Source organism: Ruegeria sp. BJ6 (assembly GCF_056537885.1).
The window spans coordinates 24,506-39,757 of the sequence record NZ_JBQFSG010000007.1; the positions used below are offsets into that span (position 1 = coordinate 24,506).

The following is a 15,252-nucleotide window of genomic DNA, read 5'->3' on the forward strand; positions in this document are numbered from 1 at the left end:
TCATGACCGTCAACACCTCCCGCCGTGGTTTCCTGAAAGGCGCAGCCGCCGCTGGTGCCGTTCTTCTGGTCGGTGCACGCCCTGATGGCGCACTCGCTGCCGCGCCTTTGGAAAGCGCTCAATTCAACCCGTTTGTGAAGATCGATGCCGACGGTACCGTGACCGTGATCGTCAAGCACTTTGAGATGGGTCAGGGGCCCGCAACCGGCTTGCCGACTCTGGTCGCCGAAGAAATCGGCGCAAACATGGATCAGATTGAATACGAATTCGCCCCATCGAACCCACAGCTCTACAACAACCTGCTCTTCGGTCAGGTCCAAGGCTCTGGTGGGTCAACCGCCATGGCAAACTCGTGGCAGCAATACCGTCAGGCTGGCGCTGCTGCACGCGAGATGCTGATCGCTGCGGCGGCTCAGACCTGGGGTGTGGGCGCGTCGGGTATCACCATTGAGGAAGGGGTCGTCAAAGCAGGCGAACAGTCGGCTCCGATCGCCGAGTTCGTTGCAGCGGCTGCCCAACTTGATGCCCCTACCGAGCCGCGTCTGAAAGATCCGTCTGAGTTCCGCCTGATCGGCAACGAATCTGTGCGCCGCAAGGATTCTCCGATCAAGGGCAATGGTCAGGCGAAATACGGTATGGACATGCACCTGCCGAACCAGATGGTCGTCATGATCAAACGTCCGGAATCGCGTGGCGGCGTCGTCGTAGGATTCGACGACAGCGCCTCGAAGGAGATCAAGGGCTTCATCAACGCAGCCACTCTACCCAATCAGGCCGGTGTTGCAGTTTATGCTGAAAACACATGGGCAGCCATTCAGGCGCGTGAGGCGTTGGAAGTCCAATGGGATCTGTCTGCGGCCGAGACACGTGACTCGGATCAGATCGAGGCTGAAATTCGCGCCGCTCTGGACACCGAGCCTCAGTACAATGTGAACAAAGCGGATGCAGCAGCGGTCGCGGCGAAGATTGACGGTGCGGACACGATATTGGAAGAGAACTTCTACTTCCCTCTGTTGGCTCACGCCCCGATGGAGCCGATGAACTGCACCATCGAGCAGACGGCAGATGGCAAAATCGTAATGCACGACGCCTGCCAGATACCGACTGGCGTTCATTACGCCCTGCAACAGATATTCCAACTTCCAGCCGAGCAGATCGAGATCAACACGTTGCTGGCCGGTGGGTCGTTTGGGCGCCGTGCAACTCCGGAAGCCGACTATCAGGTCGAGGCCGCGCTGGCCTTTGTCATCACCGACCGGAGCCGCCCGGTGAAACTGGTATGGACTCGCGAAGACGACATCCGCAGTGGTTATTACCGCCCAGCCTTTGGCCACAAGGTCCGTGTAGGCCTGGATGGTCAGGGCAACATCGTTGGATGGCAGCATCAGGTGGCCGGTCAGTCGATCATGAAGGGCACCGCATTCGAAGCGTTCTCTGTACACGATGGCGTCGACCACAGCTCGGTCGAAGGTATTGCAGACAGCCCCTATTCGATCCCCGGCATGGCGCTGGGTTTGACGGATACGCCCAAGGCAACGACAGTTCTGTGGTGGCGTTCGGTGGGTCACACCCACACGGCCTACGTGATGGAAACCATGATGAGCAAAGCCGCCGAAGCTGCTGGCCGCGATCCGGTCGAGTTTCGTCTGGCCCATCTGGCCGATGACAGCAACGCTGATCAAAAGCGTAAAGCGGGCGTTCTGAAACTGGCGATGGAGAAGGCCAAATGGGGAAATGCGCCCGCCGGTCGCGCTCAGGGTATCGCGGTACACAAGTCCTTTGGCTCGTACGTAGCTGAAGTGGTTGAAGTGTCTGGCGATGCAGACAGTGGCATCAAGATCGAAAAGGTCACCTGTGCCGTAGACTGCGGCATTGCGGTAAACCCGGACGTCGTAAAAGCTCAGATTCAGGGCGGCGCTGGCTATGGCATCGGTCACGTGATGCGCGACCAAATCACCCTGACCGGTGGCGCGGTGGATCAGTCCAACTTCCCGGATTACGAGCCGCTTCGCATCAGCGATATCGGAGCAATCGAGGTGCATATCGTTCCCTCCGCCGAAGCCCCAACAGGCGTCGGTGAACCCGGCACCCCGCCCGCTGCTCCTGCGCTCGCCAATGCGATTGCGGCGGCTTCCGGAACGCGCGTAACGCACCTTCCCATGTCAGCCAATGGAGTATCCTTCGTCTGATATTGCCTCCTCCAGCTAGCGGGCTCCTGTAGCCCGCCAGCCACTCCCCTCTAAACTGACCAACCAAACAACAGGCTTCGCGCCTGAAGGAGAAAGTTGTGTCCGACGAAACTGAAAACACAAATCTGCAACGTCGCGCCTTTATGACCGGCGCGACCCAGGAACAAGCGGAGGAAGCCGGTTCTCAACTACGAGGCTATGAAGGCAAAACCGCCATCGCGGCGGCGCAAACGCCCACTTCCCCGCATAATCCAAGCACCACCCATACGCGCAGAACTCAACTCACGTGAACAAACGGAAACGAAAATGGCCCAGACAATTTTGATTACCGGTGCTTCAACCGGCATTGGCAAGGCAACCGCAAAGCACTTCCAAGCTCAGGGCTGGAATGTCGTCGCCACCATGCGGAAACCCGACGATGGTGCAGAACTGGCCGCTCTGGACAACGTTCTGGTGACGCGTCTTGACGTAACCGATCCGGCGTCCATCGAAGCCGCGGTTGCAGTCACGCTCGACAAGTTTGGCGGAGTTGATGTTCTTCTGAACAATGCGGGCTACGGAGCTTACGGTCCGCTGGAAAACTTCGACATGGACCGTATCCGCCGCCAGTTCGATACAAACGTCATCGGTCTACTGGAAGTGACCAAAGCGGTTCTGCCTCATATGCGCGCCCGGAAATCCGGCACCATCGTCAATATCAGCTCCATCGGTGGGCAAATGACCTTTCCGCTTGGCACGCTCTATCACGGTACCAAGTTTGCCGTTGAAGGCATCTCTGAGGCTCTGCATTACGAGCTGGAGGCCATCGGCGTAAAAGTGAAGATCGTGGAACCGGGCATGATTGCAACGGACTTCTCCGGGCGTAGCTTTGATTTTGCCAATGAGCCAGCCATTGAGGAGTATCAAGGTGTCGTAACCGCCGTTATGGGGTCTTTCGCAAATCAGGCGTTCCCGCCGTCCCCTCCTGAAGTAGTGGCAGAAGTGATCTGGGCGGCAGTGACCGATGGCACCAAAACTCTACGATATCGCGCAGGGCAGGATGCCGATTTCCTGCTGACCAATCGGAAGGCTGCTGACGATGCTACCTTCATCGGTGGTATCAAAGAGCAGATCGGTTTGTGAAAGAAAGCGGTCAATTGAATCTGCTAAGAAGGAGTGTCCCCAGCTTTGCTGGCCGGGGCACTCCCAAAATCCAGCGCGGACTTAACGCTGTAACCACAGCTCCTGTTTGGGTTTCCAGGGAAGTCGCCAGATATTTCGTTTAATGGCGCATTTTTTATTTCCTTGCGGGTGTCACTCATGGCCTGTCGATACTGTTTTTCCTGGACCGGGAAGTTTGGCTCATGGCCTGGTTCAACGTTGGCAGCGTCATCGTGTTCACAACATGCATGCTGCTTTTGTATCGGGGGTGGTTCCGTTCGGCCTATTGGTTCGCACTGGCCGAGCTTGTATCCCACGCGATAGCTGCGACGATTTCTGTCGGCACCGAGTTCGGTGCTCTGGATGCAATTTTGCTGATTCTGGTTCTGCTTTATGTGCAGCCTTTTTATCCGTTGATATTATCCCTGGTTCTTTCTGCTCTCGTTTTGACGGCGGCCGTGTTCACACAGGAGTACATGCTGACCCATGCGCCCCTTTATCCCCATTTTCAGGTCACGCCCGGGGATCTCGCTATGCGGGTCGTGACATGGCCGATGTTGATGCTGGCGATGGTGGTGCCATTCATTCGAGCGGCCTCAAAGGCGGAAAAAGAGCTTGAGATTGCGCATGGCGAAAGCGAGCGCCTATTACACAACATTCTGCCCGTGACTGTCGCTGACAGGTTAAAGGCCGGAGAAGATCAGATTGCAGACGAACATTCGCGTGTTGCCGTTATGTTTGTCGACATCGTTGGCTTTACTGAAATGAGCCGAGGACAGGCACCGGCAAAGATCGTCGATTTTCTGAACAAGTTCTTCGTGGCGGTTGATGATCTCATCGAACAACACAACGCTGAAAAGATTAAGACTATCGGTGACGCGATTATGATCACAGTCGGTGCGCCGAAACCTCATCCCAACCCGGAAGACGGGGCCATGGATCTTGCGCGCGACATACTGGCCGCTGCAAAGAACTTTGGTCGACCTGACACCGGTAACCCTCTTGTCGTCCGGATCGGGTTGCATTCCGGACCTGCCGTCGCTGGCGTTATCGGAAAAGCAAAGTTTGCTTATGATATTTGGGGCGAAACGGTAAATGTAGCGGTGAGGATGGAAAGTACCGGCGTTCCCGGTACAGTTCAGGTTTCGGAGGATTTTGCGTCACGTTTGACCAGAACTTTCGAATTTAAGGAACGGCGAAGTGTCACCGTTGCCAGTACCGATATCGATGCGTGCATATACCGGTTTGAGTAGCGTCTTAGATTCAAAATCACGCCTGCCTCGAAACGTGCGGGCAATGCCTATCGGCTATCCTCATACAACAGACAGAGTTGTCTCTGCCTAAGTAATTTCACAGTGTGCTCGCTAGAAATCGTACGCAGCATTTGCGCATAAGCTTGCGCGGCTCGCGGTGCACATCTGCTACTACTGCAAGCGCAACAAACTGAGGCTGCGCGACGTTCAGGGAATCGGCGAAGTGCCGAACCCACTCCTGTGATCCCCTACGTGTTTCACTGGATGCTTCCCGCGAGCCGTCAATAACCGAAGCGGATGCCTTTGCCAGGTGAACGAGGTCAGCCCTTAGCGGACATTATAATAACAGCTTTGCAGATGCCGATATTCGGACAAAGTAGTTATCTGAGCGGAGCGACATTTGAGTGTGGATTTAACCGCAGCTTGATCCAATGCGCTATTCAACCAGACCAAGTTGTCGCGCAATCGTGGCGCTGTCATAGTAATCTCGTCCCTCCACCACCATCCCGTCCTTAACGCGCATCACCGAGCAATAGCGGACTTCGGCCCGCCTTCCTGTTGGCGGGAAATCTCCGAGGCTTGAATGCAGCGTCCCGGTGTGGGTGCCCGTGTTTCGGAACTCGACAGTAGCCCACTCGCCGCATTGGCTAACCACGACATTCTCAACCTTGCACAGCCCATCGGGGAATGCCTCACGCCAGCGGTGGTAATCTGCTTTGTATGCTTCCTTTCCCAGAAGTTTCTCGCCACGCGCGATGTCCTCAAAGTCACAATCCTCGGCAATTACAGCTGCGCCTCGGTCGGGGTCACGCAAATCCCAGGACTCATGAAATTGCCGAACTACTTTCTCTGTGGGGTGCAAAACTTTGATACCTCTCATCTAAGTCCGGAAAGTGTGCACACGCGCGCGCCGATACTTCGAAGGCCACTCATCGGAAGCGAATGACCACAAAATTACTATGACTTGACGGGTCCGCTTCCGCATCTCGGGATAGGACGGCCGCGATCAGCATACGCCAAAAACATGACTATTTCATCGGGACGAGGCCCATCCGGCACACAAAGTGTCATTGTATCGAAATGATCGAAGGACCAGGGGTTGTCCTTGTGACCTAGTGGCAAATCGATTGAAGTCCCAGCCGCCCCAATTTTGACGTTGGATGGAATGACTGCTTCGCCACCACCCGCTGCAGCACGCATCGGAGCGCCGAGCCTGGGATGTATGACTGCGCCGCCGTGCTCCATATCTCCGGAAACTCCAACAATCGCAGCCTTTCCATAAGATACTGGTGGACCGTTAAGCTGCGACACTGCTTGTTCAGCGAGTTGTTGACCAAGCTCGACCCCGATTTCAAAAAGCGGAGTGAGGTCAGCGTCGAAACGACCTGCCATCGGATTCGGAAAAACTGCCGCAGCCGCAACACGGCACACCGCCTCACATGGCTCACCGAAGGCATCAGACATTATGTGCTCTCGCACTATGACTATTTTGCGCGTCTTGACCATGGATGCCCCCATTTTCCTAGATGAGGCATAGTGCTGACAAATCGGCTGCTCGTCGACTTCCAAATTTCCCTGTTTAATGCAGAAAATGTTTCGCGAAGTCAGTCGGGATGGAAGTCGCGTGGTGCGCAGTTTGCCGCAAGCACGATAGCGATCCAATTCACATCCAGCGCTAGATTGAACTGGTTCAGCCACTTTTCCTGTAGCTTGTATGCTGGATGTTCCATTGCACCTAAGCACGTCCAGTTCGCTGCCGACTGTCGGTGGTGTACTAACTCATGCAGAAGAACAGACTGGTCGTTTAGATTTTCGACGCTCCAGGGATTTATCAGAGTGATCGTTGCAGTGGCGGGATCATAGAGCCCACGAGTTCTGCGCCCTATAGCCATTGCTGGCTCACTAGCGTCTACTGCCGAATGGCTGTCAGCAAATTTTATGTTCGGCGCGATATTACGCCGTGGCAAATCTGTCTCACGGTCAATCCACGATTCCAGTGCTTCAACAAGATCGGACGGCAATATTGACTGACCTTTGCCACCATGAGGCATAATCGAAACCATGACCAAAATAGCTGCCAGAAATACAACTTTCTTTCCAAACCTACCCATGACAGTCCCCCGCAGATCATCTGCTTTCGCGACCTGCAATGAAGCTGCGCCATGCTTAAGCAACGTCGCGTTTATGATCGCGGATACCCGCAACCAATAGGTTCGACGATCGAGAGTGTCGTGAGATCAGAGTGAAATTGGTCTGAAATTTGTATGAGAAATGGGGGAAGTACCGCTTTCGGGTTAGTTTCTCAAAGGTGATCAAGAGCCGTAGGGCATGCCAGCCAAACGCATAGCGTCAGCCCACCGCTCCATCTTGGCCGGGTCCCGCCAACTCTCACCAAAAAATTCAATCTCTTCGGTAACCGTCCGTCCGGGATTTGCTTTCCTGAAACGTTGCATCGTTTTTTTCGCAGCCTCGGTATCCCCACTGCAAATCTGAAGCGCTGCCAGGACTCTGAGGGCGTTATTTGGTATGCTCGGCATCCGCGTCATCGTTTCCAGGCCATCATCACACTGCCCGGCACTCCACTGAGCCCAGCCGAGCTGGTGGAAATACCAACCAGGGGTAACCGGATCGAGATCGATTGCTTTCTCAAGAAGCGCGATAGCTTCTTCTTCCCGACCCAAGAACACCAATGCATCCGTCGCGCCAACCATGACCAGAACGTCGTTTGGGTTCAATTCACCCGCGACCGAATATCGTACAACCGCTTCTTCCAGTTCCCCTGCGGCGATATGCACATCTGCCCGCGCAACATGGGCCAAATGATATTCTGGGTCGAGCGACAGAGCCTTTTCGGCAAGGTCCTCGGCTCGCGCTAATTTTTCGCTCCTCGGCAAATCTGGATCAACCTCATTTGACCAGAGGTCGCGCCAGTGTACCCAAGTCAGGCCAATATATCCAAAAGGCGCAGTTGGGTCATTTTTGACGGCTTCGTCGAACAGATCACGCGCTGCCAGTGTTCCGGCAATCGTGTCCTGTTGAAAGTGCTGCATGCCCTTGATGTAGCTGTGAAGTGCCCCGACCGCTTCGCGCCCACCTCTCAAAGGGGGCTTGCGGGTAACTTCGCGTCCGACTTTGTTGGTGACTTCGCGTACAATCCGATTTTGCACATCAAACAGATCGCCGATGTCCGATTCATAATCTTCAGCCCAGACATGCGTCCCATCGTGCCCGTTTATGAGTTGGACTGTAATCTTGAGCCGATTGCCTGCCTTTTGCTTGCTGCCTTCGATCACGTAGTCGGCGCGCAGCTTGTCAGCTATTTCCGAAATGCCAAGCCCGCTGTCGCGGAAGCTGAAACTGGAGTTTCTGGCAATGATCGCGAGCTCGCGGTATCGCGACAACTCCGTCAAGAGACCTTCTGCAACACCATCTCCAAGATATCCGCTGTCTTCACTGGCACTCAAATCATCAAATGCCAGCACTGCGATCCTCGGTGGTCCATCAGCCTGAGATGTTGGCCACATAAGCCAAACTACAACCGCAAAAACGGCTGCAATCACCGTGCCCGCCGCTGCGACCTGTATCCGATAGTGGTGCTGCCGAAAGGTTGGCTGGTCTGCTTCTAGGCAGTATCCCCTTCCAATATGTGTTGTCAGGAGAGTTTGCTCACGGTCCCGAATGGCGCGCCGGATTTCTGCAATACACTGTGTCAGGTTCTCATCCGACACAGTCACATCCGGCCACACGGATTCGAGAATTTCCGACTTGGTCAGGACTTGGCCGCGTCTTTTGGCAAGACATGCGAGAACTTCCAAGCTCTTGTTCCGTAGTTTGACCCGATTGCCAGACGCGTCCAACAGATCGTGAGATTGCACATCGAAACGTAGATCACCAATTTGAACTGTGGAGGGTTTAACCGCGATATCATTCTCGCTCATGGGAGCCACCGGCAAGCATCTTGGAATAACGTAATAAGACTATACCGCATTCCGCATGCCACTGCGCCAGCTTTGCAAAAATTCTGGGTATGATGTTCCGTGTTGACGCTTTGCGAGTGTGACAAACTGCGCGCTTAGCGTTCGGTGTGACCGTTCTTGGTGTTCAACTCGATTGGCTGGCATCCCAGCCTAAACCCGACATTCCAGATTTCAAGTCGCGTTATGAAACGGAAACTTAATTAAGGCCGAAGAATTAACTATGTCTGAAGAAGGAGCGACACGGCGTTGATCGCGGAGAATGCTGCACCGTGAACTGTTGACTGAGCATCGCCGCCAAGTGCCTCTCCTGCAAAGAAGAGTTTGTTCAAAACAGGCCGGAGAATTTCATCTATGTCCGAAGCACTTTGATTGGACATAGAATAGCTACCTCCAATGAACGGCTCTTTGGACCAGTTGAGCGCTTGTGCCGAAACGAAGCTGTCGCGTACGACTTTACCGAAGATCTCAGTCAATTCTCGCAGGACGTCTTGCACCAATTCCGAGTGGTTCATTTCAGAGCGCGGAATTGCTGTGTCCCAAGCCGTAAACAACCCCAGCAGGTTCTCATCCGTCGGTTTTCCAAAAGCAGCGTCGTAGTAGGTCTTTTCGGACCATCCATTGGAAAGCACGCTCCTTCGGGATCCTTCAAACAGTATGTCGGGGTAAAACCGCTCGCGGAACTTCATGAAGACCTTGAACCCGACGCCAAATTGAAAATCACGCAACTTCTCGATCCTTGCGTTGACCTCGGCTGAGGAGGTCACGATTTGCCCCTGTCGCAACATGGAGATTGGCGCTGTGACAAGCACTTTATCTGCTTGGAATGTCTGCCCGCGATGTGTTCGAACTGTGATGCCGTCGCCATTCAAATCGACATAGCTAACTGGCGTGTTCAATCGAATATTGTTTTTGACCCTCGCTAAAACAAAGCGTTCAAAGAACCCGTACCAAGTCGTATCGTAGAACTTGACCTCGGCGTAGGCATGCCGAAGCAAGTTAAAATCGCGCAACCGCCCATTGTGCCAGAATTGGTAGGTTTCGGGCCGATACTCAAGTGTACCAACACCAAGCGTGTCTGGGCCTCGGCCAATGATTTCACCTAAGACCGTAGGTTCATCGTGGATCCATTCTGCACCAAGGTCCAACGGGACATCAGCAAAATTCGAGAGGCGTCGGATTCTACCTCCCCAGCGGTTTGAGGCTTCAAGAAGCTGCACATCGATACCAGCGCTCTTCAGATGATATGCCGCCGTCATCCCAGCGGCACCAGCCCCTACAACAATTACGCGTTTGGGTTGGCGAGCTCGCAAGACAGTTGGGCTTGTTGCCACAAACGCCAGAGACGCGGTTGCGAATTTTCTTCGGTCAATCATTTTGGGACCATCACACCTCAGCAAAGCTTTGGTCAATCATCGCCAGCTATGCCCAACGTTCCACAGTCTATTGACTATGTCAGGAAACCCGGAGCAGTCCCAAGCGGACATTCAAAACTAGACTTTGCAGGTTCCAAAACGCGGGCTAAGCCGACATAGATCTGCCGAGGCAGTTCTGTAACTCGGACGCAAAATACAGTGCTTCAACCAAATCCAAGGAACCACTGAATTATGAACGCGTTCGCTAACCGCAACGACTACGCCATAAACTGATCCAATTCATCGGTACGGCAGACAATCGCATAGCGCAAACTATGGGTGCACTACGCAAACTTATGGGGTGTGCGACGGGATATGCGCACACCTACACCTGCTTAAAAATCCAGATTTTCCACACTTAGAGCGTTTTTCTGGATAAACTCACGGCGCGGTTCGACCACATCGCCCATCAGTTTGGTGAACAGGTCATCGGCATCGACCATATCGTCCACGCGCACCTGAAGCAGTGTCCGCGCATCCGGGTCCAGTGTAGTTTCCCACAGCTGGTCGGGGTTCATTTCGCCCAGGCCCTTGTAGCGCTGCAGGGACAAGCCTTTTTCGCCTTCGTCCAGGATCGATTTGAGCAAGGACAGAGGGCCATGGATGATCTGGGTGCGGTCACGGCGGATCAGAGTTGCCGGGTTGTTATAAACCTCTTGCAGGCTTTGGGTGAAGCTGCCTGTCTTGCGGGCCTCACCGGACCGCAACATCGGTCCATCCAATGTGCGGACTTCTTCCACGCCTCGCAGAATACGCGCCAGCCGAATACCGTGATCCTGAGTGATCCGGCCTTGCCATCCGCGTTCATATTCCAGCGCAATCAAATCCAGCCGTGCGGCAACCTTGTCCGCCACACCCTGCAGGTCCGCATCCACGGCGCCAGGCACGAATGCACCTGCAACAGCCGCCTGTTCCAGAATATGACGCGGATAGTGGGTCGGGAAGGCGTCCAGCACACGCTTGAGCTGCCGCGCTTCCTCTACGACACGTGTCAGATCCTGACCAACGATCTCTTCGCCTGAACCGAGCTTTAACACTGCACCCTCGACCCCCTGATGAATCAGGTAGTCATCCAGTGCCATCTGGTCCTTCAGATAAACTTCGGACTTGCCGCGCGAAACTTTGTACAGGGGCGGCTGCGCGATATAAAGGTATCCGCCTTCGATAAGCTCGGGCATCTGTCGGTAGAAGAACGTCAACAACAGCGTACGAATATGCGCGCCATCCACGTCTGCATCGGTCATGATGACGATCTTGTGGTAGCGCAGTTTTTCGATGTTGAATTCGTCGCGCCCGATCCCGGTGCCCAGCGCCATAACCAGGTTGCCAATCTCCTGACTCGACAGCATCCGGTCAAACCGGGCGCGTTCCACGTTCAGGATTTTACCCCGCAACGGCAGAACGGCCTGCGTCCGCCGGTCACGGCCCGTTTGCGCCGAACCGCCCGCCGAATCCCCCTCGACCAGAAAGACTTCGGTTTTGGAGGGGTCCTTTTCCGAACAATCCTTAAGCTTGCCCGCCAGATAATTCACATCCATTGCCGTTTTGCGGCGTGTCAGCTCCCGGGCTTTGCGCGCGGCCTCGCGCGCCAGTGCGGCTTCGATGATCTTGCCGACGATGGTCTTAGCTTCGTTGGGATTTTCCTCGAACCATTCAGCCAGCTTTTCGTTCATCAACCCCTCGACCGCCGGGCGTACTTCGGACGAGACCAACTTGTCCTTGGTCTGGGACGAGAATTTTGGATCAGGTACCTTGACGGACAGCACGCAGGTCAGGCCTTCGCGCGCGTCGTCGCCGGTGAAATTCACCTTTTCCTTCTTGGCGATGCCGCTTGATTGCGCATAATTGTTGATCGTTCGGGTCAATGCGCCCCGGAATCCGGCCACATGTGTCCCGCCATCGCGCTGAGGGATGTTGTTGGTAAAGGGCAGAACCGTCTCATGATAGCTGTCATTCCACCACATGGCGATTTCAACGCCGATGTCGTCGCGCTCACCCTTGATATAGATCGGCTCGGGCATCGCTGCGGTTTTGGAACGATCGAGATATTTGACGAATTCCTTGACCCCGCCCTCATAGAACAGCTCGGTCTCAAGCCGTTCGGCAGGGCGCTCGTCAATCAGGATGATCCGGACGCCCGAGTTCAGGAAGGCCAGCTCCCGCAAACGTTTTTCGAGCGTTTCGAACGAATATTCCAGATTCGAGAACGTATCGGTCGATGCCAGAAACCGCACTTCGGTGCCGGTTCGTGTGCCGCATTCTCCGACGATCTTGAGGTGTTCCGCGGTCTCGCCGCCTTCAAACCGTGCGACATGTTCATTGCCGTTGCGCCAGATGCGCAATTCCAGCCAGTCGGAAAGCGCGTTGACGACCGAGACACCCACACCGTGCAGGCCGCCCGAGACCTTGTACGAGTTGCTGTCGAATTTCCCGCCGGCATGCAGCTGGGTCATGATGACTTCGGCGGCGCTGACACCCTCTTCGGCATGGATATCCACTGGAATCCCGCGTCCGTTGTCGCTGACGGATACGCTGGAATCGGCGTGAATTTTGACGGTCACATGATCGGCATGGCCGGCCAGAGCCTCGTCAATGCCGTTATCGACCACCTCATAGACCATGTGGTGCAGGCCCGAGCCATCGTCGGTATCTCCGATGTACATGCCGGGGCGTTTGCGAACCGCCTCCAACCCTTTGAGAACCTTGATGGAATCAGCACCGTATTCCTGGTGTGCCTGTGTGTCGTCGGACATGCCGTCAGTACCTATATTATTTTGGTAACTTATACGTTCTCTGGTGGGGATTGTCACGCGATCCCCCCAGATTTTGTGTGTTCAGGCGTGCAATTTCAGACGGAAATCAGATAGGCGAAACCTGCGACGTGCCAGAGGCTTCCGTAACCTCTAGAACCTGAGCCCGATCAGCCAATTCTGAAAACAGTTCAGGCCCGGTTCCCGTCATCCAGGCCTGCGCACCCAATGCGCAGATTTCGTCATACAGCGCCGCCCGTCGCCCTGCGTCCAGATGGGCAGCGACCTCATCCAGCAACACGATCGGCGGCGCGCCCTGCATCTGCGCCAAAGCCCGAGCATTGGACAGGATCAGCGAGACTAACAGCGCTTTTTGCTCGCCGGTCGAACAGTCCTTTGCAGGAATTCCCTTCGCGGCAAACACACCATAAAGGTCCGAACGATGAGGCCCGACCAGACTCCGCCCGGCAGCAAGATCGCGAAACCGGCTCTCTGCCAGCGCTTCCCGCAGATCGTCCGCGGTTTCGGGCATCGTACCTTCGGTCTGCATCAATTCCAGTTCAGCCGAGGGAAACGCTGTTTCGGCCTGATCCTGCGCGGCCCTCAGGTGGGTCAGCGCCGCAACGCGGGATGTGTGGATTCGATTGCCCGCTTCAGCCATCTGAGTTTCCAGCGCGCTGTACCAATGCGCATCGCGCACCTGTTCCTTCAGCAAACGGTTACGTTCACGCATGGCCTTTTCATAAGTCAGCGATGCCTCGGCATGTGCCGGATCAAAGCTCAGCGCAATTCTGTCCAGAAACCGTCGACGTCCTTCCGCCCCTTCGATCCAAAGTCTGTCCATTGACGGGATCAACCAGACAACGCGGGCCAGTCTTCCCAAATCAATCTGGCTTGCTGCTTTGCCGTCGATCCGAACCTGCCGCGCAGCACCGCCTTCGGACCAGGTTTCGATTTCGTATTGCTGGCCTTGCGCATTCAGCAACCCGGTTAGCTTCCAGCCCACAGTTTCCGGTCGCCGGGTCATTTCGGCAGCACTTGCCCGCCGCATACCCCGACCTGGTGAAAACAGGGAAACCGCTTCCAGAATGTTGGTCTTTCCGGCCCCGTTCGGGCCATGGATGGCCACCGGACGGTGATCCAGAGAAAGCCGCGCCATCTTATGCGAGCGAAAGTGAGAGATGGTCAAAGAGGTAAGCGCCAACATACCTCTTTTCCTCTTGCCAGAAATATCCCCGCCGGAGGCATCGCCGTCAGGCGATCAAACGCGCATCGGCATGACCACATAGACGGCGCTCTGGTCGTTACCTTCACGCATCAGGGTCGGATCACCCGCCGAATTGAACAGGAATACCGCGTTCTCACGGTCCACCTGCGAGGCGATCTCGAGCAGATACTTGGCGTTGAAACCGATTTCCAGCCGCTCATCCCCATAGGCCACGGCCAACTCTTCCTCAGCTGCACCGCTGTCGGGCGCATTTACCGACAGCACCAACTTGTCACCTTCCAGCTGCAGCTTGACCGCCCGCGACCGCTCGGACGAAACGGTCGCAACGCGATCCACGGCCTGAGCGAATTCAGCCGCATCTACCTCGAGTTTACGGGTATTGCCCTGCGGGATAACGCGTGTGTAGTCGGGGAAGGTTCCGTCGATCACCTTGGATGTCAGTGTAATGTCTGGGGTAGCAAAGCGTACTTTTGTTTCGCTGACCGAAACGGCGATGTCCATTTCATCGTCATCCAGCAGCTTGCGCAGCTCTCCCACGGTTTTGCGGGGAACGATCACACCTGGCATATCTGCCGCACCATCCGGAAGATCGGCGTCAATCCGGGCCAGCCGGTGTCCATCCGTCGCCACACAGCGCAGAACCTTGCCGCCTTCAGAACCGTCAGCCACATGCATATAGACGCCGTTCAGGTAATACCGGGTCTCTTCGGTCGAGATGGCGAATTTCGATTTGTCGAACAGGCGCCGCAGCAGGGCTGCGGAAGCGGTGAAGTTCGACTGATATTCCGAGGACGCCATGACCGGGAAATCCTCTTTCGGCAAAGTCGCCAGAGAGAAATTCGACCGTCCTGCTTCAACAGTCACCCGGCCCGCGGCGGTGTCGGCATTCAGTGTGACCAAAGCGCCATCCGGCAGTTTGCGCACAATTTCATGCAGCGTGGTCGCCGCCACCGTCGTGGCACCGGCGCGTTCGACTTGGGCCGGTGCCTTGTCGACGACTTCGATATCCAGATCGGTCGCCCGGAACTGCACCTGATCGCCTTCGGCTTCAATAAGCACATTGGCCAGTATCGGGATCGTGTTGCGGCGCTCCACAACGGATTGGGCCTGCGACACGGCCTTGAGAAGGGTGCCGCGTTCGATGCTGATCTTCATACCCTCAATTCCTCTGACATGAGTGCTTACATGGGCGGGACTGGCAAGTTAGCGGTTCAGCCCTGAGGCACAAGGATTTTTTACGGATTTCTGGGTCGGAATGCGCAAACCGTCAAGGGGCACGTGGCCCATGGGGCACAGTTCTGAG

General features: G+C 55.5%; 12 protein-coding genes. 4 read left to right on the forward strand and 8 right to left on the reverse strand.

The window, feature by feature from the left end; all coding sequences use genetic code 11:
- Positions 1–2: 2 nt before the first annotated feature.
- The 4 genes from ACR0D6_RS14745 to ACR0D6_RS14760 all read left to right on the forward strand — a co-directional run bounded on the left by ACR0D6_RS14745 (position 3) and on the right by ACR0D6_RS14760 (position 4,582).
- The gene (locus ACR0D6_RS14745) at positions 3–2,189 is read left to right on the forward strand and encodes a xanthine dehydrogenase family protein molybdopterin-binding subunit (protein WP_480766037.1); all 2,187 of its coding nucleotides are present in this window, start codon (positions 3–5) and stop codon (positions 2,187–2,189) included.
- Positions 2,190–2,287: 98 nt separating this feature from the next.
- Complete coding sequence (locus tag ACR0D6_RS14750) at positions 2,288–2,479, forward strand: hypothetical protein (protein ID WP_480766038.1); 192 nt, start codon at positions 2,288–2,290, stop codon at positions 2,477–2,479.
- 16 nt (positions 2,480–2,495) lie between these two features.
- Positions 2,496–3,311: an SDR family oxidoreductase gene (locus tag ACR0D6_RS14755; protein ID WP_480766039.1), complete on the forward strand. Its 816-nt coding sequence runs from the start codon at positions 2,496–2,498 to the stop codon at positions 3,309–3,311.
- A 221-nt stretch (positions 3,312–3,532) separates the two neighbouring features.
- Positions 3,533–4,582: an adenylate/guanylate cyclase domain-containing protein gene (locus ACR0D6_RS14760; protein ID WP_480766040.1), complete on the forward strand. Its 1,050-nt coding sequence runs from the start codon at positions 3,533–3,535 to the stop codon at positions 4,580–4,582.
- Positions 4,583–5,018: 436 nt separating this feature from the next.
- Here the strand turns inward: ACR0D6_RS14760 and ACR0D6_RS14765 are convergent, their stop codons facing one another.
- From ACR0D6_RS14765 to dnaN, 8 genes are all read right to left on the reverse strand, one after another.
- Positions 5,019–5,462, reverse strand: a complete 444-nt coding sequence (locus ACR0D6_RS14765) for an ester cyclase (RefSeq protein ID WP_480766041.1) — start codon at positions 5,460–5,462, stop codon at positions 5,019–5,021.
- 77 nt (positions 5,463–5,539) lie between these two features.
- Positions 5,540–6,244 carry an amino acid synthesis family protein gene (locus ACR0D6_RS14770; RefSeq protein ID WP_480766042.1) on the reverse strand — a complete coding sequence of 235 codons (705 nt, stop codon included), beginning with the start codon at positions 6,242–6,244 and terminating at the stop codon, positions 5,540–5,542.
- Positions 6,187–6,693 (reverse strand): DUF6647 family protein, encoded by a 507-nt coding sequence (locus ACR0D6_RS14775; protein ID WP_480766043.1) that lies wholly within the window; start codon positions 6,691–6,693, stop codon positions 6,187–6,189. Before ACR0D6_RS14775 ends, ACR0D6_RS14770 begins: the two co-directional genes overlap by 58 nt.
- Before the next feature lie 201 nt (positions 6,694–6,894).
- Entirely contained in the window at positions 6,895–8,520 is a 1,626-nt protein-coding gene (locus ACR0D6_RS14780; protein ID WP_480766044.1) for a winged helix-turn-helix domain-containing tetratricopeptide repeat protein, read from the reverse strand.
- Positions 8,521–8,777: 257 nt separating this feature from the next.
- Positions 8,778–9,932 (reverse strand): flavin monoamine oxidase family protein, encoded by a 1,155-nt coding sequence (locus ACR0D6_RS14785; RefSeq protein ID WP_480766045.1) that lies wholly within the window; start codon positions 9,930–9,932, stop codon positions 8,778–8,780.
- Positions 9,933–10,306: 374 nt separating this feature from the next.
- Positions 10,307–12,724, reverse strand: coding sequence for a DNA topoisomerase (ATP-hydrolyzing) subunit B (gyrB, locus tag ACR0D6_RS14790; RefSeq protein ID WP_480766046.1), 2,418 nt, complete (start codon positions 12,722–12,724; stop codon positions 10,307–10,309).
- A gap of 106 nt (positions 12,725–12,830) precedes the next feature.
- Positions 12,831–13,928: a DNA replication/repair protein RecF gene (recF, locus tag ACR0D6_RS14795; protein ID WP_480766047.1), complete on the reverse strand. Its 1,098-nt coding sequence runs from the start codon at positions 13,926–13,928 to the stop codon at positions 12,831–12,833.
- Between the two features lie 54 nt (positions 13,929–13,982).
- Positions 13,983–15,104, reverse strand: coding sequence for a DNA polymerase III subunit beta (dnaN, locus tag ACR0D6_RS14800; RefSeq protein ID WP_170656717.1), 1,122 nt, complete (start codon positions 15,102–15,104; stop codon positions 13,983–13,985).
- Between the last annotated feature and the right edge of the window lie 148 nt (positions 15,105–15,252).